Origin of the sequence: Streptomyces sp. P17 (assembly GCF_032436805.1) — a bacterium.
In the GTDB taxonomy this organism is placed as follows: Bacteria; Actinomycetota; Actinomycetes; order Streptomycetales; family Streptomycetaceae; genus Streptomyces.
The window spans coordinates 104,757-129,219 of the sequence record NZ_JAVRBF010000006.1 but is presented as its reverse complement, the minus strand read 5'-3'; the positions used below and the strand labels follow the sequence as shown (position 1 = coordinate 129,219).

Below are 24,463 nucleotides of genomic sequence, written 5' to 3'. Positions count from 1 at the left end.
ACCCTTTCCTCAGGTCGTGCTCGCGGTACGGCGCTGGACCAGCACGGCGGCGACGATGATCGCGCCCTTGGCGATCTGCTGGACGTCGCTCTGCAGGTTGTTCAGGGCGAAGATGTTGGTGATCGTGGTGAAGATCAGGACGCCGAGCACCGAGCCGGTGATGGTGCCGCGGCCGCCGCTGAGCAGGGTGCCGCCGATGATCGCTGCGGCGATGGCGTCGAGTTCGTAGAAGTTGCCGTTGGTGTTCTGTCCCGAGCCGGACAGGATGATCAGCAGGAAGGCGGCGATCCGCCACACCCACGGGCCGGTCGGGAAAGACGTACTCGACATTGCGGCCCGTCATCAGCGCCACGACATCCCGCGTGGGTGTCGTCTTCGCGGGCAGTCCGACCGCCACGGCCCGGCCGTCCTTGAGCACCGTCACCCGGTCGCCGATGCGCCGGATCTCCTCAAGCCGGTGCGAGATGTAGACGACGGCGACCCCGTCGGCGGTCAGGTCGCCGACGATCCGGAAGAGGTTGTCGACCTCGTCCGGGTCGAGGGCGGCGGACGGCTCGTCCATCACGATCAGCCGTACGTCATGAGAGAGCGCCCGCGCCATGGAGACGATCTGCTGCTGGGCCGCCGACAACTCCCCCACCAGACGCCCGGGATCGATCTCGGGATGCCCAAGTCGCTTGAGGAGCTGGGCGGTCGAGGCTCGCGCCGTCTTCCGTCGTACGACGAAACCGGCGGCCGTCAGTTCATGGCCGAGGTGGACGTTCTCGGCCACCGACAGGTGCTCCACCAGGTCGAGTTCCTGGTAGATGGTGGCGATGCCCAGGCGCATGGCGGCGATCGGGGAGCGCAGGGTGACCTCCTCGCCGCGCCAGCGGATGGAGCCCGTGTCGGGCTGGTGGGCGCCGGCCAGGACCTTGATGAGGGTGGACTTGCCCGCGCCGTTCTGACCGAGCAGACAGTGCACCTCGCCGGCCTGGACGTCGAGGTCGACTCCGTCGAGTGCCCGGACGCCGGGGAAGGACTTGGTGATGCCGGACATGCTGAGCAGCGGTGGTTCTGGTGCCATGAGCTCCCCTTGGCGGGCGTGCGGGCCGGTTTCAGGGCAGGGCGAAGCAGGGCGCCGTGCTGGCGTTACTCGTGTAAGACGTCGTTGCGCGGGCTCTTGGAAGAGATCGGTTACGCGGGTGAGAACAGGTGGTCGCTGATGAGCCGGGCCGCGCCGATGACTCCGGCGGTGGGGCCCAACTCCCCGAGGACAATGGGCAGGTTGCCGGTCGCCAGCGGCAGCGACTGGCGGTAGACCTGGGTGCGGATCGCGGCGAGCAGGGTGTGGCCGAGGCCGGTCACCCCGCCGCCGATCACCACCAGGCCCGGGTTGAAGAAGCTGACCAGGCCGGCGATGACCTGGCCGGTGCGGTTGCCGCCCTCGCGGATCAGATCGAGGGCGGTGGCGTCACCCGCGGCGGCCGCGGCGGCGACGTCGACGGCGCTGAGGCCGCCGTTCGTCTCAAGACGTGCGGCGAGTTCGACCGAGCGCCCCTGCTGGGCCGCCTCCACGGCGTCCCGGGCGAGGGCCGCCCCGCTGAAGTGGGCTTCCAGGCAGCCCCGGTTGCCGCAGGCGCAGGGCCTGCCGTCGGGCACCGCCTGGATGTGCCCGATGTCGCCGGCGCTGCCCGTCGTGCCGCGGTGGACATGGCCGTCGACCACGATGCCGCAGCCGATACCGGTGCCGATCTTCACGCAGAGGAAGTCGCCCACGGAGCGTGCCACGCCCGCGTGCTGCTCCCCCATCGCCATCAGGTTCACGTCGTTGTCGACCATGACCGGGCAGCCGAGTTCCTGGCTGAGCGCCTCCCGTACCGGGAAGCCGTCCCAGCCCGGCATGATCGGCGGCGCGACCGGGACGCCCTCGGGGAAGCGGACCGGTCCCGGGACGCCGATGCCGGCGCCGTCGTACCCCTCCGCGAGCCCGGACGCCCTCAGCTTGGCGGCCATGGCGAGGACCTGCTCGAAGACCGCGACCGGGCCTTCGCGCACGTCCATGGGGTGGTTGAGGTGTCCGAGGATCTCCAGTTCCGCGTTGGTGACGGCGACGTCGACCGAGGTCGCGCCGATGTCGACACCGAGGAAGCGCAGCCCCGGGTTGAGCCGGATGTTGTGGGAGCGCCGGCCGCCGCGCGAGGCGGCGAGTCCGTCGGCCACGACCAGGCCCGTCTCCAGCAGCCGGTCCACCTCCACGGCCAGCTTGGACCGTGAGAGATCGACCTGATCGCCCAGTTGCGCCCGGGAGTTGGGCCCCCCGTCACGCAACAGCTTGAGCAGCCGGGCCTGATGGGCGTTCGCGGGTCGTGCCCTCATGCGTCTCACGTGCCCCTCCCCGCCTGTTCCGGCCACCAGTTGCCGGGCTTTCGAGGGGAACGTAGCAGCGGTTGCCGTGGCCGGGAAGAATCTGTGCACGAATTGCCGACGACTTCTTCCACTCACAGGACAAAGCCTCGTGTCTCCCGCGCCGGCATCGCAGGATGGGCACCGTGCCCAAGCCCGCGGAGGAAACAGGATGGGCACCATGCCCAAGCCCGCGGAGGAAAAGGGGGACCTCGTGTTACTGGTGACTGGTGCGACGGGGAACGTCGGTGCCGAGCTCGTCCGGGCCCTGGCGGTGGCCGGTGAGCCGGTCCGCGCGCTCAGCCGCTCCGGGACGACGGACGGTCTGCCGCTGGGCGCCGAGGCGGTGGCGGGAGCACACCGACGCGTTCTGAACCCCAAAAGGGCGCTCAGGACCGCTGACGGGCGTGGTACGACGTCCGGGTGTGCTCGGTGTGTTCGCGCATGAGGTCGGTGGCGCGCTGCTGGTCCCGGTCCGAGATCGCCGCGATCAGCCGGCGGTGCTCGATCCAGGACTGCCGGCCGCGCTGCCGGGCCACCGGCGTGTAGTACCAGCGCACCCGGCGGTCGACCTGGGCGGCGAGTTCGGCGAGGACGGCGTTGCCCGCGAGTTCCATGACCTTCGCGTGGAAGCGGGCGTTCATCGCCACGGCGCCGTCCACGTCGTCGGCCTCCACCGCGCGCTCGCCCTCGGCGCAGAGCTCCTCCAGGGCGGTGATCCCGGCGGCTCCGGCGTTGGCGGCGGCGAGCCGGGCCGCCTCGGCCTCCAGCAGGGTGCGCACGGTGAGGAGCTGGTCGGCCTCCTCCTCGGTGGGCTCGTGCACGAACGCGCCCTGGGCGGGCCGCAGATCGACCCAGCCCTCGGTGTTCAGACGCTGCAGCGCCTCCCGCACGGGCTGCCGGGACACGCCGAGATGACCGGCCAGTTCGCTCTCGACCAGATGCTGCCCGGGGCGCAGGGCACGGGTGGTGATGAGTTCGAGCAGTGCCTCGTAGACACGGTCCCGCAGCGGCCCGGGCCGTTCGAGCTTGGGCACCGCCCCCTGCGGAAGTCCTGTCGACAACATCGCGGTCCCCCTCCAGAGCCGTCGGACAGCAAAGTATGGATTGTCTTTCGTCTACAGTCTACGGCGCACAAAGGCCAGGGAACAGGGGAGTTGGCCTTGTCACACCCCGCCTAGGGACAGCGCACGACCTGCCCGGCGTACGACAGGTTCCCGCCGAAGCCGAACAGCAGCACCGGGTCACCGCCGGAGATCTCGCCGCGCTCCACGAGCTTGGAGAAGGCCAGTGGGATGCTCGCCGCCGAGGTGTTCCCGGACTCGGAGACATCCTTCGCCACCACGGCGTTCACCGCGCCGATCTTCTCTGCAAGGGGTTCGATGATCCGCAGGTTGGCCTGGTGGAGTACGACCGCGGCGAGGTCGGCGGGGGCGAGCCCGGACCGCTCGCACGCCTGCCGCGCGATCGACGGCAGCTGGGTGGTCGCCCAGCGGTAGACGCTCTGCCCTTCCTGCGCGAACCGCGACGGCGTCCCCTCGATCCGCACGGCGTGCCCCATCTCGGGCACCGAGCCCCACAGCACGGGCCCGATGCCGGCCTCGTCCGATGCCTCGACCACGGCGGCCCCCGCCCCGTCGCCGACGAGCACACAGGTCGTGCGGTCGGTCCAGTCGGTCACATCGGACATCTTGTCGGCGCCGATCACCAGGGCCCGGGTGGCGGCGCCCGCCCGGACGGCGTGGTCGGCGGTGGCCAGCGCGTGGGTGAAACCGGCGCAGACGACGTTGACGTCCATCGCGGCGGGCGAGGGGATGCCCAGCCGGGCGGCCACGCGCGCGGCCATGTTCGGGGAGCGGTCGACGGCGGTGGAGGTGGCCACCAGCACCAGGTCGATGTCGCCCGGCGTCAGGCCCGCCGTCGCGAGCGCCTTGGCCGCGGCGTGCCCGGCGAGTTCGTCGACCGGCTCGTCAGGCCCGGCGATATGGCGTGTGCGGATGCCCACCCGCGATCTGATCCACTCGTCACTGGTGTCGACCATGCCGACCAGGTCCTCATTGGTGAGTACCTTGGCCGGCTGGTAATGGCCGAGCGCTGCGATGCGCGAGCCGTTCATCGGGTGATCCCCCTCGTTGCCTTGGGTAGCGGGATCCACCAGTCTGATCAGTGACTCGCCGGTACGGCGGCAGGTGAAGCCACAGGAATAGGGCGCCCGGGTTGTCGGCTTCTGTCAGGCACTCGGACGCCCGAACACTTTTCGAACGGCCAGCCGCCCACGGTCACCCGGTGAACAGCTGTGTCGCCTTCTGTACGAGTTCGTAGAGGCCGTAGCAGAGCGGTGCCCCCACCCACAGCCAGGCGAAGGCGATCAGCCCGCGGCGGCTAGGCGGACTCTGACTGCTGTCGCTGGACATCGACGCGCTCCTGCCTGGGTGACGGAATGTGGTGGCGGGCATGGACGGGCCGGACCAGTTCGTTGGCGACGAAGCCGATGACCAGCAGGCCGATCATGATGACGAAGGAGAGCCCGTACAGAGATGAGCCGGACTTGCCCGCCTCCTCCTGCCGGTCGGCGATCCAGTTCACGATCAGCGGTCCGAGGACACCGGCCAGGGACCAGGCGGTGAGCAGCCGGCCGTGGATCGCGCCGACCTGATAGGTGCCGAAGAGGTCCTTCAGATAGGCGGGGATCGTCGCGAAGCCGCCGCCGTAGAAGGAGAGGATCACCAGGGCGCACAGGATGAACAGCGGCTTGGAGGAGTCGCCGAACAGGGCGATGGAGGCGTACATCAGCGCACCGACGCCCAGGTAGAGGCGGTAGATGTTCTTCCGCCCGATCAGGTCGGAGGTGGACGACCAGCCGATGCGTCCGGCCATGTTGGCGGCCGACAGCAGGGCGACGAAGCCGGCCGCGGCGGTCGCCGACACCGTTGTCGAGGTGTCCGCGAAGAAGTCCGTGATCATCGGGGCGGCCTTCTCCAGGATGCCGATGCCCGCGGTCACGTTCATGCAGAGCACGACCCACAGACACCAGAACTGCGGGGTACGCACGGCCTGGTTCGCCGAGACCTGCGGGCCGGCGAGCACACTGGGCGCGCCGCTGACCGGCTTCTCGGTGCGCGGAACCCGTACCAGAAGAACGCCGAGCAGCATGAAGACGGCGTACGACAGCCCGTGCACCAGGAAGGCGAGGGCGATCCCGGAAGGGTCGCTGCCGAAGGACTCCAGCATCTGCGCCGACCACGGCGAGGCGATCAGCGCGCCGCCGCCGAAGCCCATGATGGCGATGCCGGTGGCCATGCCCGGCCGGTCCGGGAACCACTTGATCAGGGTGGAGACGGGCGAGATGTAGCCGATGCCGAGGCCGATCCCGCCGACGAAGCCGTAGCCGAGGACGATCAGCCAGTACTGCTCGGTGGCCGCGCCGAGCGCGGAGAGCAGAAAGCCGGAGGAGAAACAGCACAGGGCGACGGTCATCGCCCAGCGCGGGCCGTTGCGCTCGACGAGCGTGCCGCCGAACGCGGCCGACAGGCCCAGCATGACGATGCCCAGTTGGAAGGGGAGCGCGCTCTGCGTGCCGCTGAGGCCGAGCGCGGATTCCAGGGGCGGCTTGAACACGGACCAGGCATAGGCCTGGCCGATGGAGAGGTGGACCGAGAGGGCGGCGGGGGGAACCAGCCAGCGGCTCCAACCCGGGGGTGCGACCGGTGGACTCATGATCCCGAACGGTAGGAAGCCGGAAGGGAGTTGAGAAGGCGGCACGTCGACGGTATGCGGTGAGCGGTATCCCATGCGCGACGAACGGTCGAACCGACCGGTTTCCAGCGTGCTTCCAGTGCTGCGCGAACCCTTGCCCGCCCAACGGGCATACTGTAGACAGTATTTCGTCGACAGAGTTTCGGCAGTGCCCATCTCCGCGGTATCCCTCGAACCGAACGGAGCTCCGCCGTATGAAAGTCGCAGTCCTCGGCGCCGGTGCGATCGGCGCCTACGTCGGTGCCGCGCTCCACCGCGCCGGCGCCGATGTGCATCTCGTCGCCCGTGGACCGCATCTCGCGGCCATGAGGCAGCACGGCGTGCGGGTACTCAGCCCGCGCGGCGATTTCACCGCCCACGCCCATGCCACCGACGACCCGGCCGAGATCGGCCCGGTCGACTATGTGTTCCTGGGTCTGAAGGCCAACTCGTACGCGGCGTGCGGGCCGCTGATCGAGCCCCTGTTGCACGACTCCACGGCGGTGATCGCCGCCCAGAACGGCATCCCCTGGTGGTACTTCCACCGGCACGGCGGCCCCCACGACGGCCATCGCGTGGAGAGCGCCGACCCCGGCGGCGCGGTCAGTGCGGTGCTCGCGCCCGAACGGGCCATCGGCTGTGTCGTCTACGCGGCCACCGAACTCGAAGGACCGGGCGTCGTACGGCACTTGGAAGGCACCCGGTTCTCCATCGGCGAGCCCGACCGCAGTGTCTCCAAGCGCTGTCTGGCCTTCAGCGAGGCCATGAGGGCCGGTGGCCTCAAGTGCCCGGTCGAGCCCGATCTCCGCGGCGACATCTGGGTCAAGCTGCTGGGCAACATCTCCTTCAACCCGATCAGCGCGCTGGCCCGCGCCACCATGCGGCAGATGTGTCTGCACGGCGGCACCCGCAAGGTGATCGAGACCATGATGGCCGAGACGCTCGCCGTCGCCGAGGCCCTCGGCTGCGAGGTCGGCGTCTCCATCGAACGCCGGATGGCCGGCGCGGAGAAGGTCGGCGACCACCGCACCTCCACGCTCCAGGACCTGGAGCGCGGCAAGCCGCTCGAACTCGACGTACTCCTCGCGGCGGTCGTCGAGCTGGCGGAGATCACCGGCGTGGATGTGCCCACCCTGCGCACCGTGCACGCCATCTCGGACCTGCTCGCACTGAGGAGCGCCGCATGAGGAAACGCCAGCCGAAGACCTACACCCGGCTCACCCATCCGTTGATCAGGGACTCCCGCGACGAGCCGTTCCGACAGGCGAGTTGGGAGGAGGCCCTGGAGCGGGCGGCCCGGGGCATCGAACGCAACCGCGGCGCCTTCGGCATGTTCTCCTGCGCCCGCGCCACCAATGAAATGAACTACGTGGCCCAGAAGTTCGCCCGGGTCGTCATGGGCACCAACAACGTCGACTCCTGCAACCGCACCTGCCACGCCCCGAGCGTCGCCGGACTGAGCGCGGCCTTCGGCTCCGGCGGCGGGACCTCCTCCTACGAGGAGATCGAGCACACCGACGTCATCGTGATGTGGGGCTCCAACGCCCGCTTCGCGCACCCGATCTTCTTCCAGCACGTGCTCAAGGGGATCAGGAACGGCGCCCGGATGTACGCCGTCGACCCGCGCCGCACCTCCACCGCCGAATGGGCGGAGAGCTGGATGGGCCTGAACGTCGGCACCGACATCCCGATGGCGCACGCGATCGGCCGCGAGATCATCCACGCGGGGCTCGCCAACGAGGCGTTCATCGAGCGGGCGACCAGCGGCTTCGACGAGTACAAGGCACTCGTCGAGCCCTGGACGCTGTCGCTGGCCGAGAAGGTGACCGGCGTACCGGGCCAGGCCATCAAGGAGCTGGCACACGCCTACGCCCGTGCCGAGCGCGCCCAGCTGTGCTGGACCCTCGGCATCACCGAGCACCACAACGGCACCGACAACGTCCGCGCGCTGATCAACCTCTCCCTGCTCACCGGCCATGTCGGCCGCTACGGCAGCGGACTGCAACCGCTGCGCGGCCAGAACAACGTCCAGGGCGGCGGCGACATGGGCGCGATCCCCAATCGCCTGCCCGGCTTCCAGGACATCCTCGACCCCGGCTCCCGGCTGAAGTTCGAGGCGGCGTGGGACACCGTCATCCAGCCGCACTACGGGCTGAACCTGACGGAGATGTTCGAGGCGATGGAGGAGGGCACGCTCAAGGCCGTCTACTGCGTCGGCGAGAACCCCGCCCAGTCGGAGGCCGACAGCGAACAGGCAGTACGGCGTCTCAAGGCCCTCGACTTCCTCGTCGTCCAGGACATCTTCCTGACCAGGACGGCCGAGCTGGCCGACGTCGTCCTGCCCGCGACCGCCGGCTGGGCCGAGACCGACGGCACCACGACCAACAGCGAGCGCCGGGTTCAGCGCGTCCGCAGGGCGGTCGCCCCGCCCGGCGAGGCGCGCGAGGACATCGACATCATCTGCGAACTGGCCGCACGGCTCGGCCACGAGTGGAAGTACGCCGACGCCGAGGCCGTCTGGAACGAGCTCAGGTCCGTCTCGCCGGACCACTACGGGATGACGTACGAACGTCTGGAGCAGCAGCAGGGCATCCAGTGGCCGTGCCCGAGCACCGAGGAACTCGAACCCACCTATCTGCACGGCAGGTTGTGGGATCCCGACCCCGCGAACCGGGGCCGCCTGGCCCCCTTCGGCCTCGTCCAGCACGATCCGCCGGTCGACCTCACCGACGAGGAGTACCCGATCCGGCTCACCACCGGACGACGGCTCGACTCCTACAACACCGGTGTACAGAGCGGCAGTTTCGCCTCCCCGCTGAGGCGCGGCGAGTACATCGAGCTGTGCCCGGAGGACGCCGAGCGGTACGGGGTCGTGGTGGGCGAGGAGGTCCAGGTGAGCTCGCGCCGGGGATCCGTGGTCGCGCCGGTGTGGATCGACACCGCCCTCAGGACCGGGCTCGCCTTCATGACCATGCACTTTCCCGACGAGGTGGACACCAACCAGCTGACGATCGAGGCCAACTGCCCGATCGCGGGGACGGCGGAGTTCAAGGCGTCGGCGATCCGGATCGAGAAACTCCCCGTCGCGACCATCGTGAGGTGACGCAAGTGGACCTGCACTTCGGCGACAGCAAGCCGACGGACGACGAACGGGCGGCCGTCGACGCCCTGTTGGGCCCCCCGGAGTCCTCCTGGGAGGGCGCCGCCCGCGATGAGATGCGAGCCGCCGACCTGAGGTGGGCGCGCGGCGGACGCGAGGCCCGGGACCGCAGGGACCTGCTGCTGCCGGGGCTGCACGCCATCAACGACCGGATCGGCTGGATCAGCGACGGCGCCCTCGACTACCTGTGCCGACGCCTGACGGTGCCGCCCGCGGAGGCGTACGGCGTCGCCACCTTCTACGCCATGTTCTCCGTCAGGCCCCGCCCCGCGACCGTCCTGCACGTCTGCACCGACCTGGCCTGCGCGGCGGCGGGCGCGGCCGAACTGTGCGCGGGCGTCGAGGCGGGCCTCGGCCGCGGCGTCCATGTCGAACGCAGCCCCTGCCTGGGCCTGTGCGAGCGCGCTCCGGCGGCCCTGGCGATCAGGGCGGGCGATCCCGTGCGTACGGCCGTGTCGGCGCCGGCCACCGTGCACGACGCCGTGCTCGCCGCGACCTCACCGGGCTCGGCGCCCGAGGAGCCGTCGGCGGCGCCGGCGGTGCCCCAGGCGGGTTCCGGCGACCTGACGCTCCTGCGACGGGTCGGCGTGGTCGACCCGTCCTCCCTCGACGACTACCGCGCCCACGGCGGCTACGCCGCCCTGCGCCGGGCCTTCGCTCTCGGTCCGGCCGGCGTCATCCGCGAGGTCACCGACTCCGGCCTGGTCGGGCGCGGTGGCGCCGCCTTCCCCACCGGCCGCAAATGGCAGGCCACGGCGGCCCAGCCCGACCGTCCGCACTACCTCGTGTGCAACGCCGACGAGTCCGAGCCGGGCACCTTCAAGGACCGCGTGATCATGGAGGGCGATCCGTACGCGCTGGTCGAGGCGATGACGATCGCGGCCTACGCGACCGGCGCGCACCAGGGCTATCTGTATCTGCGCGGTGAGTATCCCCGTGCGCTGGAGCGCATGGAGCACGCTCTCGCGCAGGCACGCGCGCGTGGGCTGCTCGGCGAGGACATCCTCGGGCAGGGCTACGCCTTCGACATCGAGATCCGCAGGGGCGCCGGCGCGTACATCTGCGGTGAGGAGACCGCGCTCTTCAACTCCATCGAGGGCTACCGCGGCGAGCCGCGCTCCAAGCCGCCGTTCCCGGTGGAGAAGGGCCTGTTCGGCAAACCCACGGTGGAGAACAACGTGGAGACGCTGGTCAACGTCCTGCCGATCCTGACCATGGGCGCCCCGGCGTACGCGGCGATCGGCACCGCGAAGTCGACCGGGCCGAAGCTGTTCTGTGTGTCGGGGGCGGTGGAGCGGCCCGGGATCTATGAACTCCCCTTCGGGGCCACCCTGGGCGAGCTGCTGCAACTCGCTGGGGCACATCAGGGCCTGCGGGCCGTGCTGCTGGGCGGCGCCGCGGGCGGCTTCGTACGGCCCGATGAAATGGACATCCCGCTCACCTTCGAAGGCACCCGGGAGGCGGGCACCACGCTCGGCTCGGGTGTGGTGATGGCCTTCGACGACACCGTCCCGCTGCCCCGGCTGCTGCTGCGCATCGCCGAGTTCTTCCGCGACGAGTCGTGCGGGCAGTGCGTGCCGTGCCGGGTCGGGACCGTGCGCCAGGAGGAGGCGCTGCACCGGATCGCGGAGCGCGCCGGTGCGGCGGCCGCCGATGACATCGCCCTGCTCAGGGAGGTCGGCCGCGCCATGCGTGACGCCTCGATCTGCGGTCTCGGACAGACCGCGTGGAACGCCGTGGAATCCGCCATCGACCGCCTGGGGGCGTACGAATGACCGTGACACCGCTGGGGATCCCCCGCCGACTGCTGGAGTTCACGATCGACGGGGAACCGGTACGGGCGCCCGAGGGCTCGACGATCCTCGACGCCTGCCGGGCCGCCGGGAAGGACGTCCCGACCCTGTGCGAAGGGGACACCCTGAGGCCGAAGAACGCCTGCCGCGTGTGTGTGGTGGAGGTCGAGGGGGCCCGGACACTGGTCCCGGCCTGCTCGCGGAAGGCCGAGCCGGGCATGGCGGTCCGCACCGACACCGAGCGGGCGCGGCACAGTCGGAAGGTGGTGCTTGAGCTGCTCGCCTCGTCGGTCGATATGTCGACCACCCCCCGAGTCGCCGAGTGGATCAAGGAGTACGAGGCCAAGCCGGACCGCTTCGGCCCGGACGCGGCCCGGCTGAACGAGGAGCCCAGGGTCGACAACGACCTGTATGTGCGCGACTACGACAAGTGCATCCTCTGCTACAAGTGCGTGGACGCCTGTGGAGACCAGTGGCAGAACACCTTCGCGATCTCGGTGGCGGGGCGGGGGTTCGATGCGCGGATCGCGGTGGAGCACGATGCTCCGTTGACCGATTCGGCGTGCGTGTACTGCGGGAACTGCATCGAGGTGTGCCCGACGGGAGCCCTGTCCTTCAAGTCCGAGTTCGACATGCGCGCGGCGGGGACATGGGACGAAGCCCAGCAGACCGAGACGACCACGGTGTGCGCGTACTGCGGAGTGGGCTGCAACCTCACGCTTCACGTGCAGGACAATGAGATCGTGAAGGTCACCTCGCCGCACGACAACCCGGTGACCCACGGCAATCTGTGCATCAAGGGCCGCTTCGGCTACCAGCACGTCCAGAACCGGAACTGATCGGGGCTGATGGGGACATGGGACGAGTCACGGAACGACGCAAGGTGATCCGCATCCGGGACGGGGCGGTCTCCACCCGCCCGGACACGCTCGTCGCCGAGGAACCCCTGGAGATCCGGCTCAACGGCAAACCCCTCGCGATCACCATGCGGACACCTGGGGACGACTTCGCGCTCGCCGCGGGGTTCCTGGTGAGCGAGGGGGTGCTGGCCGAGCAGGACGATCTGCAGAACATCGTGTACTGCGCGGGCGCCACGGCGGACGGTTCCAACACGTACAACGTGGTGGACGTGAGGACGGCGCAGGGGGTGGTGATCCCGGACATCACCTTGGAGCGGAACGTCTATACGACCTCCTCCTGCGGCCTGTGCGGCAAAGCGAGTCTCGACGCCGTGCGCACCACCGCGCGCTGGCCCATCGCCGACACTCCCCCGGTCCGCGTCGAACCCGAGCTGCTGGCGAGCCTCCCCGACCGGCTGCGCGCCGCCCAGCGTGTCTTCGACCGGACCGGGGGGCTGCACGCGGCGGCCCTGTTCACCGAGGACGGGGAACTGGTGGACATACGGGAGGACGTGGGCCGGCACAACGCGGTGGACAAGCTGGTGGGGCGGGCGCTCCAGGACGGCCGGCTTCCTCTTTCCCGGACGATCCTGCTGGTCTCGGGGCGAGCCTCCTTCGAGTTGGCGCAGAAGGCCGTGATGGCGGGGATTCCGGTGCTCGCGGCGGTCTCGGCGCCCTCGTCCCTGGCGGTGGACCTCGCCGCGGAGACCGGGCTGACCCTGGTGGGCTTTTTGCGGGGCAGCTCCATGAACGTGTACGCGGGCGAGAACCGCATCGCCCTGCGGGCCGCGGCCGCCCAGGGCTGAACGGTTCCCCGCGACACGGCGGCGGGGCCCCTTACGGCGGGGAGCGCCCCCTGCGCCTTTTGGGGCCCCGCTGTTTGGGGCGGTCGCCTTCGGAGCGCTCTGTGCCGGTGTCGAGGAGGCGATCGTGCTCAGCCCTTCGGGCCTCCGCGCGTTCGCCTCCTCGACACCGGCGCGCCCCTACGGCTCCCTCCCGGCCGGTGGCCTCGGTACAGGCGCCCTTGGTTGGCCTGTGCCGTCAGTTGGTCAATCTCACCCGCCACGTCTGGAGGCACCATGGACCAGGTCGGCCCCGGCCACTAACGTCCCGTCGCGTGCCCGACTCCACACGCGCACGACACCGGACGGGAACGGGGCTCGGTCTGCTGCTGGCCCTGGTTCTCGGCGCTGTGCTGCTCACCGCCCTCCCGGAGGACGACGGCGGCGACGGCGCCTGTTCTCCTCGTACCGTCCGGGCCTGGTCCGCCGATGAGCGGCTCACCTCGGAGTTCGCCCGTTACGGCGACGACGCCTCGCGGACCGACGACTGGACCGGCGGGGACGGCACCCACTCGGTGCGGCTGCCGGACGGCCGGGTGCTGTGGCTGTTCTCCGACACTTACCTGGGCCAGGTGTACGGCCCGCCCAACCCGGTCGGCGAGTCCTACGCCTGGCGGGACACCGCGGCCCCGATGGTGCGCAACTCGGCCGTGGTCATGCGGGAGGGGCGGCTGGAGAGCACCCTGCCCGCCCCGCTCTTCCCCGATCCGGCGCCAGGTCAGTGGCGCTGGCCCGTCGCGGCCCGCGTGGAGCCCCGTTCCCCCGGGTCCTCGGAGGAGGTTCTGCGGGTCGTGCTGTGGGTACGGACGGCAGGGCAGGCCCCGTGGATCTACGGGGTGCCTACGGCCACCGAGGTCGCCACCGTCTCCCTGCCCGATCTGCGCGTCGAGTCGGTCGACAAGGTCTTCGACCAGCAGCTCGTCAGCGACCCCTCCCGGCGGGTGCTGTTCGGCACGACGCTGGTGGAGGAGGACGGCTTCACCTACGTCTTCGGCGGCGACGACCGCCGGGCCGCCTCCCGTCCGGCCTCCCACGCTTACGTGGCCCGGGTGCCGGAGGGCGGGCTCGCCGATCCGGGGGCCTGGGAGTACTGGGACGGCGAGGAGTGGGCGGCGGGGGTCCGCCCGCGCGCGGTGCTGGGGGACGGGCGGCGCACCGGGGTGGGCAGCGCCTTCTCCGTGGTGCGCGACGGGCGGACGTATGTGCTGTTCACGATGGCGGCGGGCGGGGCGGGGCTGACGACCGTGACCTCCTACTGGGCCTGTTCGCCGACCGGGCCCTGGCACGGGCCGGCCAAGGACTTCAGTCCCTCTCTGCCGGAGGGGCAGGTGGCCGCGTACAACCCGCAGACCCATCCCGAACTGAGCGAGGACGGGCGGCTCGTGCTCAGTTACGACGTCAACTGGCTGGAGACCAACGGCGCCGCGGCGAACCTCAGCCGGAACGTGTCCCTGTACCGACCGCGGTTCGTGACTGTGCGGCTGGCGTCCGGGGGGTGACCTCCTCGACGGGGTCGTGCGAGCGCCGCTTGGCGATCACCGCGCACACCATCAGCTGCATCTGGTGGAAGAGCATCAGCGGCAGCACGGCCAGCGAGGCATGGGCGCCGAACAGGACGCTCGCCATGGGCAGTCCGGCGGCGAGGGACTTCTTGGAGCCGGCGAACTGGATGGTGATCCGGTCCTCGCGGTTGAAGCGCAGCGCCTTGGCGCCGTACCAGGTCAGCGAGAGCATCACGGCGAGGAGCACCGCCTCGACGGCGAGCAGTCCGCCGAGCCGGGCGGGGCTGACCTGGTGCCAGACGCCCTGGACCATGCCCTCGCTGAACGCCGTGTAGACGACGAGGAGGATCGCGCCGCGGTCGACCAGGCCGAGGGCCTGCTTGTGGCGGGTGATGAAGCCGCCTGTCCAGCGGCGCAGCAGCTGTCCGGCCAGGAACGGCACCAGCAGTTGCAGCACGATCTTCAGGAGGGAGTCCGCGGAGAAGCCGCCGCCGCTGCCCCCGAGCAGGCTCGCCGCGAGCAGTGGGGTGGCGACGATGCCGACCAGGGAGGAGAAGGAGCCCGCGCAGATCGCGGCGGGCACATTGCCGCGGGCGATCGAGGTGAACGCGATCGAGGACTGCACGGTCGAGGGCACCAGGGTGAGGAAGAGCAGGCCCTGGTAGAGGGGGTCGGTGAGGATCACCGGGACCAGGCCCCGGGCCGCCAGGCCGAGGAGGGGGAAGGCGATGAAGGTGCAGGCCAGAACGGTGACGTGGAGGCGCCAGTGGCGCAGTCCGTCCAGCGCCTCACGGGTGGAGAGCCGGGCGCCGTAGAGGAAGAAGAGAAGGGCGATGGCGGCCGTGGAGGCGCCGGAGGCCACCTCGGCCCCGGTCCCGCGTGCCGGCAGGAGCGCCGCGAGGCCCACCGTGCCGAGCAACAGCAGGATGTACGGGTCGATCGGCATCCGACGCGGCCATCGCAGGCGTTTCACTGTGCTCCACTACTTCGCTGTACGTCCGGTTCCCGGGCACGGTCGTGCCCTCTCCATCGTCCTCCGCGCCGGTCTGATCGGGAATCCGGTATACCACTCTGACTGTCATCACGTTCCGCGATAGGCTGGCGCTGTGTACGACCCCTCCCATCTGCGTACCTTCCTGGCCGTCGCCCAGACGCTGAGCTTCACCCAGGCCGCCAAACGGGTCGGTCTGCGGCAGTCGACGGTCAGCCAGCATGTGCGGCGCCTGGAGGACGCGACGGGCCGGCAGCTCTTCGCCCGTGACACCCACTCCGTGGAGCTCACCGAGGACGGTGAGGCGATGCTCGGCTTCGCCCGGCGGATCCTGGAGGTCCACGAGCAGGCGTCGGCCTTCTTCACCGGGACCCGGCTGCGGGGGCGGCTGCGCTTCGGCGCGTCGGAGGACTTCGTCCTGACCCGGCTGCCGGAGATCCTGGAGGGCTTCCGGTACGAGCACCCGGAGGTCGATCTGGAGCTGACGGTCGAGCTCTCGGGCACCCTGCACGAGCAACTGGCCGCCGGAAAGCTGGACCTGGTGCTCGCCAAGCGCCGCCCCGAGGACCCGCGCGGCGAGCTGGTCTGGCACGACCGGCTGGTGTGGATCGGCGCGGAGCGGCTGCGCCTGGACCCCGAGCGGCCGGTGCCGCTGATCGTCTTCCCGCCGCCGGGCATCACCCGCGCCCTCGCCCTGGAGTCCCTGGAGCGCCAGGGCCGCGCGTGGCGGATCGTATGCACCAGCGGCAGCCTCAATGGCCTGATCGCGGCGGCCCGTGCGGGCCTGGGCGTGATGGCGCACTCCCGGGGGCTGATCCCTCCGGGGCTGGGGCGGATGCCGGAGCGGTCGGGGTTGCCGGAGCTGGGCCGGGTGGACTTCGTCCTGGTCCACGGGCAGCGGCGGACGGCCGCACAGGGGGCGGCGGAAGCACTGGCGGCGGCGATTCTGGCGGGCGGGGAGCGGCTGCACCGGCGCTGATCGGGTCGTACAGATTCGGTGGAGATTACGGCGCCGAAACTTACTCAACCGTCAGCTTTGTGTCCGACCCTTCCCCATGTGAGCGCATTTTCAGTGACGGAACGGTGGCTCCCCGGGCCCCGCGCGGGTTTGCACCCCCTCCCGCCCTGCCGGAGGGTGGGGTAGCTTTCACGGCCTGCGCGGAGCGTCAAAAGAAGCGGGGAGCGGGGTTTGCGCGAGTTCACCAACCCTCCGTTGGCGTTGGCACCGCCGGTGGGCGGACTGGCCGACGTGGTGTTCCAGCGTGCCCAGGAGGACCCGGCACACGTGGCCCTCGGCCGCAAGGACGAGGCGGGGCACTGGCGGGACGTCACCTCCGCCGAGTTCCGCGACGAGGTGCTCGCCCTCGCCAAGGGGCTGCTCGCCCGGGGCATCCGGTTCGGCGACCGGGTCGCGATCATGTCCCGCACCCGCTACGAGTGGACGCTCTTCGACTACGCCCTGTGGACCATCGGCGCCCAGGTGGTGCCCGTCTACCCGACCTCGTCGGCCGAGCAGTGCTTCTGGATGCTCTACGACGCCGAGGTCACGGCGGCGATCGTCGAGCACGAGGACCACGCGATGACCATCGCCACGGTCATCGACCGGCTGCCACAACTGCGCGAGCTGTGGCAGCTCGACGCGGGCTGTGTCCAGGAGCTGTACGACGCGGGCGCCCACCTCGACGACGAGGTGGTGCACCGGCACCGCCAGGCGGTCACCCCCGACTCGGTCGCGACCGTCATCTACACCTCCGGCACCACCGGCCGTCCCAAGGGCTGTGTCATCTCGCACGGCAACTTCATGTACGAGGCGGACACGGTCATCGAGCGCTGGGAGCCGGTCTTCCACTCGAAGAAGGGCGACGAGGCGGCGACGCTGCTCTTCCTGCCGCTCGCCCATGTCTTCGGCCGTATGGTGCAGGTCGCCGCGATCCGCGGGGGCGTCCGCTTCGGCCACCAGCCGCAGATGAACGCGGCCGCCCTGCTGCCCGACCTCGCCGCGTTCAAGCCGACCTTCTTCCTCGCCGTGCCGTACATCTTCGAGAAGGTCTTCAACGCCGCCCGCCGCAAGGCCGAGAAGGAGGGCCGGGCCGGCGCCTTCGAGAAGGCCGTCGAGGTCGCCGTGAAGTACGCGGACGCCATGGAGGCCAAGGCCTGGGGGATCGGTCCCGGGCCCTCGGCCGGTCTGCGGATGCAGCACCAGCTCTTCGACAAGCTCGTCTACGGCAAGATGCGGACCGCGATGGGCGGTCGCATCCGGCATGCGATGTCCGGGGGTTCGGCGATGGACCGCCGGCTCGGTCTGTTCTTCGCGGGCGCGGGCGTGCACATCTACGAGGGCTACGGCCTGACCGAGTCCACCGCGGCGGCCACCGCCAACCCGCCCGAGCGCACCCGCTACGGCTCGGTCGGGCAGCCCATCCCCGGGGTGACCGTGCACATCGCGGACGACGGGGAGATCTGGCTGAACGGCGGCAATGTCTTCCAGGGCTATCTCAACAACCCGAAGGCCACCGACGAGACCCTGCACGACGGCTGGCTGGCCACCGGCGACCTCGGTTCGCTGGACGAGGACGGCTATCTCACCATCACCGGGCGCAAGAAGGAGATCCTGGTGACCTCGGGCGGCAAGAGCGTCTCGCCCGGGGTGCTGGAGGAGCGGGTCCGGGACCATCCGCTGGTCGCCCAGTGCATCGTGGTCGGCAATGACCGCCCGTACATCGCGGCGCTGGTCACGCTCGACCAGGAGGCCGTGGAACACTGGCTGACCATGCGGGACAAGCCGCAGCTGTCCCCGGCCCAGCTGGTGCGCGACGCCGACCTGGAGGCGGAGGTGCGGCGCGCGGTGGTCGCCGCGAACACCCTCGTCTCACAGGCCGAGTCGATCCGTACCTTCCGTATCCTCGCCCAGCCCTTCACCGAGGAGCACGGCCTGCTGACGCCCTCGCTCAAGCTGAAGCGCAAGGCGATCGAGAACGCCTACTCCGGTGAGGTGGAGGCGCTGTACCGGGCCTGACGCCCGGTCAGGGGGCCCAGTAGTTCCCGGACGCGACGATCATCGACTGGAGCTGGATGCCTCCGCCGTAGTAGGTGGACGTGTTGATGGGCGTGCTCGTCATCCTGTTCCACAGCGCGTCCAGCCAGGCCTCGGAGCCGGGGTCGGTGAGCGCCGCGACGGCGAACGGCGCGGTGAACGCCATGTCGTTGCCGCTGTCGAACGCCGATCCGCTCAGGTGGTAGCCGGTCACGATGTTCCCGGGGTTGCCGCCCGTCTTCGCCTTGATCCAGGAGTTGAGCTTGCGGGCGGAGGCGAGGGAGGCCGGGTCGCCGCTGGTGACCGCGCAGGCCGGTCACCTCCTGGCGCTGACGGTCGGTCGAGGTGTCCCGGTCCGCCATGTGCATGTTGAACCGCCAGTTGCTGCCCCCGGTGCGGATGTGCGGCTGTCCGGCGGGGTGCGAGTCGGCACGGTCGTCCTCGATGACCTCGAAGGCGCCGAGGCCGTCGGCGCTCGCCGACGTCGACCACTTCAGCTGCCAGGTGGCGGCCCGTGCGGGCGTGGCGGGCAGGCCGACGGCGGCGCCGCCGAGGGCCGCGCCCAGCAGGGTTCTGCGAGTGGGGTTCATGGCCGCTCCCTCAACATGGTCGACGCCGTTCACATTCGTGTACGGCATTCACCATCGCGTCCGATGGCGCGATATGAGGGTCGCGGGATGACGGGTCACGGTCACGGTCACGGTCAACGGTCCGGACGAAGAGCGGGGAGCCGTTTCCGGCCAATCCTGGAACGGGCACGGATTCCGTGATCAGGAATGCATCGAGGCCCGTGATCGTTGACGATGGGAGTACCACCTGACGACAACCGTAAGGATCAAGAGCTCGTGAGCAGCAAGGTCCCCCCGATCATCCTCAACAACGGCGTCGAGATGCCCCAGCTGGGCTTCGGCGTCTGGCAGGTGCCGGACGACGAGGCGGAGCAGGCGGTCAGCACGGCGCTGGAGGCCGGGTACCGCAGCATCGACACAGCGGCGATCTACGGCAACGAGGAGGGCACCGGCAAGGCCATCGCCGCCTCCGGCCTCCCCCGCGAGGACGTCTTCGTCACCACCAAGCTCTGGAACGCCGACCAAGGGTACGACGCCACACTGCGTGCCTTCGACGAGTCGCTGGCCAAGCTCGGCCTGGACTACGTCGACCTGTACCTCATCCACTGGCCCCTTCCGTCCGCGGACAAGTACGTCGACAGCTACAAGGCGTTCGAGAAGCTGCACGCCGACGGACGCGTCAAGGCGATCGGCGTGTCCAACTTCCTTCCGGAGCACCTGGAGCGGCTGATCGGCGAGACGTCGATCGTCCCGGCCGTCAACCAGATCGAGCTGCACCCGCATCTCCAGCAGCGCGTCTCCCGCGAGTTCCACGCGGAGCAGGGCATCGCCACCGAGGCCTGGTCGCCGCTCGGCCAGGGCAAGGGACTGCTGGAGGTCCCGGCGATCGTGGCCATCGCCCAGAAGCACAACCGCACCCCGGCCCAGGTCGTGCTGCGCTGGCACCTCCAGCTCGGCAATGTGGTCATCCCGAAGTCCGTCACGCCGTCCCGGATCCGGGAGAACATCGACGTGTTCGACTTCAGCCTGGACGACGAGGACCTGGCGGCGATCAGCGCGCTCAACGAGGACCGGCGGATCGGTCCCGACCCGGCGACGTTCGACATCGTCTGACGCACGTCCTCCGACACAGCCTGCGCGGGCGGCCCGGTCCATAGGGCCGCCCGCGCACGTCAGTTGGGCCGCCCGCGCACGTCAGTTGGGCCGCCCGCGCACGTCAGTTGGGCCGCCCGCGCACGTCAGTTGGGCTGCCCGATCGGCCGTATGACGACGGTGTTGACGTCGACCCCGTGGGGCTGCCGGATCGCCCAGACGATCGAGTCGGCGAGCTGGCCGGCGGTGAGCAGCTGCCCGGGCGGCAGGCTGCCGTAGCTGTCCCAGAACGGGGTCTCCACACGGCCCGGCGCGATCAGGGTCACGCCGACGCCCCACTCGGTCACCTCACGGCGGGTGTTCTCGGCGAGCCCGGTCAGCGCCCATTTGGTCGCGCCGTAGATGTTGCCCGGCGTGTGCACGAACCCGGCGACGCTGCCGACCAGCACGATCCGGCCCCGGGTCTCCTTGAGGGCGTCGATCGACGCCCGGATGAGCAGGGCCGGGCCCAGGACGTTGGTCAGGATCATCTCGGGCCAGCCGGCCGGGTCTCCCTCGGCCACCGTGTCATGGGTGGCGATACCCGCGTTGGCGACGACCGTGTCGAGCCGGCCGAACTCCTTCAGCGTGGTCTCGACCGCGCCCTTGATCTGCTCGTAGTCCGAGGCGTCGCCGACGATGGTCAACAGCCCCTCGGGATGGCCGAGTTCCTCGGCGAAGCCGCGCAGCCTCGCCTCCCCGCGGCCGGTGACGGCCACCCGGTGCCCGGCGTCCAGCAGCTGCCGTGCCGCCGCGGCGCCGATGCCGCTGCCGCCGCCGGTGATGAGCGCGACCGGAGAGTCGGTCATGGTGGTTCCCCCCTGTGTGTCGGTGTGTGACGGGGAGTTCATCAGTTGGAGCGCTCTCGAAGTCAAGGCCCGTCGCAGGTCGCGCGGTACGGCACCGAGGGAACGTACGGCGATCACCACGCGCAGCCGGGAGGCAGGGTCGGTCGCGGCGAGCAACTGCCCGAGGAAGCGGTCGCGTTCGCCGGGCTCGGTGCAGAGGGTGAAGAGCTCCTCGAACTGGTCGACGACGAGGAGGGTGCCCCCGGGTCCGTCGTGCGGGGTGAACAACTCCTCGTGGCTCTTGGCCGGGTGGGGGCCCGGGGTCAGCAGCCGGATGACGGCGGGCCTTTCGCCGTCGGTACCGCGCAGGGCGGGGGACGAGACCGGCCCGCAGCAGCGAGGACTTGCCGCTGCCCGACGCACCCACGACCGCCGCGAAGCGGGTCCGGGCGGTGAGCCGGACGAGTTCGCCACTCAGGTCGTCCCGGCCGTAGAAGTGCTCTCCGTCGCCGGTCCCGAAGCGGGCGAGGCCCGGATAGGGACCAGCGCCCTCGTCGGGCGCAGGCGTCTGCGCGAGCGCCTCCCGCAACCGCCGCGCCCACACCCCCGGATCGCCGCCGCACGCGATCCGGAGGCAACGGCATCCGAGATCCGCACCCGGCTCCTGGCCTCGGAACGCGTCGTAGCGCTCCGCGATCCCGCAGGCCGGCCCGTCGACCAGACCGCCCGGGAGATCACCAGGCGCTGGGTGCTGGACCACTACTTCGAGGAGTGCGGCACCCGGCAGCTCCAGGGCGCGCGAGTCACGGTGTACGCCCGACCGGACGGCTGCTGAACGCCGGGAAGGGGCGCGGGAAACCGCGCGCCCAGCCGCAACGGCGCCGCACCGAACCGCTCAGCCAGTACGCACAGCGGTATGCACAGTCCGAGCGTCCAAGACAAACAGATCGGGCCGCTGATGCACACTCGCCTTGTCATCCGGATCAAGGAGCCGATCAAGCGTCGTCCGATCCTCCGCATCGAGCACATCCCCCAGGACCTCCCGAAACCGCCCAAGCGTGTCCGCGGCCACCACACGGGCCCGGTCAGGAGCCGGCGCAGGCAGGTCGAGCAGAAAGGTACGCGTACCCGTCGGCTTCAACCCGGCGGCAGCCATCAGCGCACGCCAGTCCTCGGGAACCGACACACTCCCCGGCAAACCGGCCCGCATCTCCGCGAACCAGTCCTCCTGCACCGCATCGATCCGCGCCTGCAGCCCCGGCCGCCCGATGCCGAAGTCGCGCGGCAGGAAACGGGTGGGCAGACCGCCCTCCACCAGGGCAAGGGTCCCGCCGACAGTCAGCCGCGAGGCATACGCGGCGATGGCGGCCTGTTGGTCACCGAGGTGATGCAGGCTGTGGCTGGCCCAGATCAGATCGGCGGGATATTCCAAGTCGGCCATGACCTCGGGGAGTTCACCGCACAGCGTGCCGAAGCGGTCCGCGACGCCGAGCCGCTCCGCGCGGGCGCGGGCCAGCTCCAGCAGCGGCTCGGAGCCGTCGACGGCGACGACCCGGGCGCCGGGGAAGGCGTCGGCGAGCATGCAGGAGACGACGCCGGGGCCGCTGCCCGCGTCGACGATGAGACCCGGCTCGGACTGCTTTCCGCCCAGCCAGGCGAGCGCGTGCTCGGTCAGCGGCGTGTACAGCTCGGCCTGGGTCTGAAGGTGCTCGGCCATCGCGGCCCAGTCGATGTCGGTGTGGTCGTGGTGGTGCGCGTGCTTGCGTACCTGTGCGTGTTCGTGCGCCATGGTGGCCAGCCTCTCCTCCGGGTGCCGCCAGCGTGCGCCGACGCACCGTCGGGAGGCAATCGACGTTGCCGTAACCGCAAAAATTGACCTACGCCGGGGCCCGGCGCTTCCGGGCCCCGGCGGGTCAGCCGCTTACGGCAGCGGCGGGTAGGCGTTCTGCATCAGCTGCTGGAACTGGGCGGAGAACCACTGCCCGGACAGCGGCGCGTTGGGCAGGGCGCCGGACATGTTGTTGCCGTTGCGCGGGTTGCCCGTGTAGGTCGGGTCGCACATCCGGTCGAAGCCCTTGCCCTCGTCGTTCGGGATGGCGGTGCTGGAGCCGTCGGACTCACCCGGCGGCTTCATCCACACGTAGGCGTCGATCCCGGCGGCCGGGGAGGCCTGCGGGCGCTCGCCGAGTCCGGCTCCGGCCTGGTTGCACCAGTTGCCGATGTGGATACGGCGGTCGTATCGGCCGCCGTCGACGTAGGTGTCGACGGAGGTCGTCGCACCGGGACCGGCGGGCCGGGCGGTGCCGCCCCAGCCGTTGCGGGAGGTGTCGATCAGCATCCCGATGTTCGAGTTGAAGCCGACCGAGACCAGCTGGTTACGGAAGGCCTGGGCGAAGGACAGCTCGTCGACGTACCGGTTCCAGTCGACCCACTTGGACTCGCGGACGGACTTGCCGGCCACGTTGTCGTTGAGGGTGAAGTTGTTCTCCTTCAGGGCGCTGTAGTTGGCCGTGTTGGTGATGAAGCCCTGCACGTCGTCGACGGTGGCGCCCTCGGCCGTCGCCGCCTCCTTGAAGAGCTGGGCGGACGACGCGAAGTTGTCGTCCCAGCCGATCCAGCCGTGGTGCCCTGCGTCCACGTAGTTGTAGACGTTGGGCACGTCACCGAGCTCGCTCAGCGCGTAGCCGACGCCCTTGATGTAGTTGCCGTTGGCCTTCATCACATCGCACTGCGGGGTGGCCGTCGGGCGGCTTCCGGTGTTGGTGACGAGGTTGGGCAGCGAGTCGATCTCGACGGTGGTGACGATCCGCAGTCCGGCGTACTTGGGGTCGGCGAGGATCGCGGCGATCGGGTCGATGTACTCGGTCTTGTACCGGCCGATCTCCGTCGGGCCGAGCTCACCGTTGGAGGCGAGGGCCGCGCAGTCGCGTCCGGGAAGGTTGTAGATCACCAGCTGGACGACGAGCTCGCCGCTGCCCTTCTGCGTCAGGGCCTCGTCGAGGTGGTCACGCAGCCCCATGCCGCCGTTGACGCCGTTGATCGCGGCGATCCGGTCCAGCCACACTCCCGTCGGCTGGTTGGAGATCCGGCTGCCGCCCGGCTCGGCGGCCGCCTTCGCGGCCCATTCGGGGTTCACATAGACCTTGGCGCCGGCGTACGGGTTGTCCACCCGCCCGGTCGGGTCGGGACCGGGCCCGGGGCCGCCACCGCCGTCGACGTTGCAGGTCACGCCGTCCAGCGTGAAGGTGGCCGGGATGGCGTTGGTGCCGCTGTAGGAGGCGTTGAAGCCGAAGCTGACCGAACCGCCGGTGCCCAGGGTGCCGTTGTAGGACTCGTTGGCGGCGGTGACGGCCGTACCGCTCTGGCTGAGCTTGGCGTTCCAGCCGTTGGTGATCTGCTGGTTACCGGCGTACGACCACTTGACCGCCCAACTGCTCTTGGCAGCACCGTTGTTGGTGACCGTCACGGCGGCGGTGAAGCCGGTGCCCCACTGGTTCTGCACCTTGTAGTCGACGGTGCAGGGTACGGCGGCGGTGCCGACGTCGTCGGGCACGGCGGCCAGCGCCGTCCCGGAGGCCGCGGCGACCAGCGCCAGGGTGGCGAGCATCGCTGTTCTGGTACGACTCATGAGTGC

Annotated in this window: 21 protein-coding genes and 5 pseudogenes; 11 read left to right on the top strand and 15 right to left on the bottom strand. The window is 70.3% G+C overall.

The genetic code is table 11. The features are described from left to right. Positions 1-9: 9 nt before the first annotated feature. From RMT89_RS05800 to RMT89_RS05790, 3 genes and pseudogenes are all read right to left on the bottom strand, one after another. Positions 10-288 (bottom strand): annotated as a pseudogene (locus RMT89_RS05800) (ABC transporter permease); the annotation flags it as partial. 271 nt (positions 289-559) lie between these two features. Further along, a pseudogene (locus RMT89_RS05795) lies at positions 560-1,039 on the bottom strand (ATP-binding cassette domain-containing protein); the annotation flags it as partial. 137 nt (positions 1,040-1,176) lie between these two features. Then, complete coding sequence (locus RMT89_RS05790) at positions 1,177-2,358, bottom strand: ROK family transcriptional regulator (RefSeq protein WP_315882819.1); 1,182 nt, start codon at positions 2,356-2,358, stop codon at positions 1,177-1,179. On the opposite strand from RMT89_RS05790, the gene RMT89_RS45880 reads away from it, so the two are divergent. After that, the gene (locus tag RMT89_RS45880) at positions 2,357-2,833 is read left to right on the top strand and encodes an NmrA family NAD(P)-binding protein (RefSeq protein WP_399497632.1); all 477 of its coding nucleotides are present in this window, start codon (positions 2,357-2,359) and stop codon (positions 2,831-2,833) included. The two genes, RMT89_RS05790 and RMT89_RS45880, sit on opposite strands and share 2 nt — an antisense overlap. Here RMT89_RS45880 and RMT89_RS05780 read toward each other — a convergent pair. From RMT89_RS05780 to RMT89_RS05765, 4 genes are all read right to left on the bottom strand, one after another. Next, the gene (locus tag RMT89_RS05780) at positions 2,775-3,452 is read right to left on the bottom strand and encodes a GntR family transcriptional regulator (protein WP_315882818.1); all 678 of its coding nucleotides are present in this window, start codon (positions 3,450-3,452) and stop codon (positions 2,775-2,777) included. The genes RMT89_RS45880 and RMT89_RS05780 overlap by 59 nt on opposite strands. 110 nt (positions 3,453-3,562) lie before the next feature. Next, positions 3,563-4,501: a beta-ketoacyl-ACP synthase III gene (locus RMT89_RS05775; RefSeq protein WP_315882817.1), complete on the bottom strand. Its 939-nt coding sequence runs from the start codon at positions 4,499-4,501 to the stop codon at positions 3,563-3,565. A 163-nt stretch (positions 4,502-4,664) separates the two neighbouring features. Then, positions 4,665-4,799: a hypothetical protein gene (locus tag RMT89_RS05770; RefSeq protein ID WP_315882816.1), complete on the bottom strand. Its 135-nt coding sequence runs from the start codon at positions 4,797-4,799 to the stop codon at positions 4,665-4,667. After that, entirely contained in the window at positions 4,768-6,102 is a 1,335-nt protein-coding gene (locus RMT89_RS05765; RefSeq protein ID WP_315882815.1) for an OFA family MFS transporter, read from the bottom strand. Before RMT89_RS05765 ends, RMT89_RS05770 begins: the two co-directional genes overlap by 32 nt. Before the next feature lie 233 nt (positions 6,103-6,335). Between RMT89_RS05765 and RMT89_RS05760 the strand changes: the two genes are divergently transcribed. The 6 genes from RMT89_RS05760 to RMT89_RS05735 all read left to right on the top strand — a co-directional run bounded on the left by RMT89_RS05760 (position 6,336) and on the right by RMT89_RS05735 (position 14,313). After that, complete coding sequence (locus tag RMT89_RS05760; RefSeq protein ID WP_315882814.1) at positions 6,336-7,307, top strand: 2-dehydropantoate 2-reductase; 972 nt, start codon at positions 6,336-6,338, stop codon at positions 7,305-7,307. Beyond that, positions 7,304-9,223 carry a molybdopterin-dependent oxidoreductase gene (locus RMT89_RS05755; RefSeq protein WP_315882813.1) on the top strand — a complete coding sequence of 640 codons (1,920 nt, stop codon included), beginning with the start codon at positions 7,304-7,306 and terminating at the stop codon, positions 9,221-9,223. The genes RMT89_RS05760 and RMT89_RS05755 overlap by 4 nt, the downstream gene beginning before the upstream one ends. Positions 9,224-9,228: 5 nt before the next feature. Next, positions 9,229-11,055, top strand: a complete 1,827-nt coding sequence (locus RMT89_RS05750) for an NADH-ubiquinone oxidoreductase-F iron-sulfur binding region domain-containing protein (RefSeq protein ID WP_315882858.1) — start codon at positions 9,229-9,231, stop codon at positions 11,053-11,055. Next, positions 11,052-11,912 carry a 2Fe-2S iron-sulfur cluster-binding protein gene (locus tag RMT89_RS05745; protein ID WP_315882812.1) on the top strand — a complete coding sequence of 287 codons (861 nt, stop codon included), beginning with the start codon at positions 11,052-11,054 and terminating at the stop codon, positions 11,910-11,912. The genes RMT89_RS05750 and RMT89_RS05745 overlap by 4 nt, the downstream gene beginning before the upstream one ends. Positions 11,913-11,929: 17 nt before the next feature. Next, a complete protein-coding gene (gene fdhD / locus RMT89_RS05740) occupies positions 11,930-12,778 on the top strand; it encodes a formate dehydrogenase accessory sulfurtransferase FdhD (RefSeq protein ID WP_315882811.1) in 849 nt (282 codons plus the stop codon). A gap of 311 nt (positions 12,779-13,089) precedes the next feature. Continuing rightward, complete coding sequence (locus RMT89_RS05735; protein WP_315882810.1) at positions 13,090-14,313, top strand: DUF4185 domain-containing protein; 1,224 nt, start codon at positions 13,090-13,092, stop codon at positions 14,311-14,313. On the opposite strand, the gene RMT89_RS05730 is transcribed toward RMT89_RS05735, so the two are convergent. Then, on the bottom strand, positions 14,249-15,262 hold the full coding sequence (locus RMT89_RS05730) for a bile acid:sodium symporter family protein (RefSeq protein ID WP_315882809.1): 1,014 nt from the start codon (positions 15,260-15,262) through the stop codon (positions 14,249-14,251). The genes RMT89_RS05735 and RMT89_RS05730 overlap by 65 nt on opposite strands. A 160-nt stretch (positions 15,263-15,422) precedes the next feature. Between RMT89_RS05730 and RMT89_RS05725 the strand changes: the two genes are divergently transcribed. Next, positions 15,423-16,286 carry a LysR substrate-binding domain-containing protein gene (locus tag RMT89_RS05725; RefSeq protein ID WP_315882808.1) on the top strand — a complete coding sequence of 288 codons (864 nt, stop codon included), beginning with the start codon at positions 15,423-15,425 and terminating at the stop codon, positions 16,284-16,286. A 210-nt stretch (positions 16,287-16,496) separates the two neighbouring features. Then, complete coding sequence (locus tag RMT89_RS05720; protein WP_315882807.1) at positions 16,497-18,323, top strand: AMP-dependent synthetase/ligase; 1,827 nt, start codon at positions 16,497-16,499, stop codon at positions 18,321-18,323. 7 nt (positions 18,324-18,330) lie between these two features. On the opposite strand, the gene RMT89_RS05715 is transcribed toward RMT89_RS05720, so the two are convergent. Together RMT89_RS05715 and RMT89_RS05710 are read right to left on the bottom strand one after the other, a co-directional pair. Then, positions 18,331-18,555, bottom strand: coding sequence for a hypothetical protein (locus tag RMT89_RS05715; protein WP_315882863.1), 225 nt, complete (start codon positions 18,553-18,555; stop codon positions 18,331-18,333). Positions 18,556-18,646: 91 nt separating this feature from the next. Next, positions 18,647-18,931 (bottom strand): annotated as a pseudogene (locus tag RMT89_RS05710) (Tat pathway signal sequence domain protein); the annotation flags it as partial. Positions 18,932-19,186: 255 nt separating this feature from the next. Between RMT89_RS05710 and RMT89_RS05705 the strand changes: the two are divergent. After that, entirely contained in the window at positions 19,187-20,023 is an 837-nt protein-coding gene (locus RMT89_RS05705) for an aldo/keto reductase (RefSeq protein ID WP_315882806.1), read from the top strand. Between the two features lie 125 nt (positions 20,024-20,148). On the opposite strand, the gene RMT89_RS05700 is transcribed toward RMT89_RS05705, so the two are convergent. From RMT89_RS05700 to RMT89_RS45870, 3 genes and pseudogenes are all read right to left on the bottom strand, one after another. Next, positions 20,149-20,850 (bottom strand): SDR family NAD(P)-dependent oxidoreductase, encoded by a 702-nt coding sequence (locus RMT89_RS05700; protein WP_315882857.1) that lies wholly within the window; start codon positions 20,848-20,850, stop codon positions 20,149-20,151. A 159-nt stretch (positions 20,851-21,009) separates the two neighbouring features. After that, positions 21,010-21,252 (bottom strand): annotated as a pseudogene (locus RMT89_RS45875) (hypothetical protein); the annotation flags it as partial. Continuing rightward, positions 21,182-21,433 (bottom strand): annotated as a pseudogene (locus RMT89_RS45870) (hypothetical protein); the annotation flags it as partial. The pseudogenes RMT89_RS45870 and RMT89_RS45875, both read right to left, overlap by 71 nt. On the opposite strand from RMT89_RS45870, the gene RMT89_RS05695 reads away from it, so the two are divergent. Next, positions 21,326-21,664, top strand: coding sequence for a hypothetical protein (locus RMT89_RS05695; RefSeq protein WP_399497628.1), 339 nt, complete (start codon positions 21,326-21,328; stop codon positions 21,662-21,664). The pseudogene RMT89_RS45870 and the gene RMT89_RS05695 sit on opposite strands and share 108 nt — an antisense overlap. 60 nt (positions 21,665-21,724) lie before the next feature. Here RMT89_RS05695 and RMT89_RS05690 read toward each other — a convergent pair whose 3' ends face one another. Both RMT89_RS05690 and RMT89_RS05685 read right to left on the bottom strand, forming a co-directional pair. Beyond that, positions 21,725-22,618 carry a class I SAM-dependent methyltransferase gene (locus RMT89_RS05690; protein WP_315882804.1) on the bottom strand — a complete coding sequence of 298 codons (894 nt, stop codon included), beginning with the start codon at positions 22,616-22,618 and terminating at the stop codon, positions 21,725-21,727. A gap of 132 nt (positions 22,619-22,750) precedes the next feature. Then, a complete protein-coding gene (locus RMT89_RS05685; RefSeq protein ID WP_315882803.1) occupies positions 22,751-24,457 on the bottom strand; it encodes a glycoside hydrolase family 6 protein in 1,707 nt (568 codons plus the stop codon). Positions 24,458-24,463: the final 6 nt, after the last annotated feature.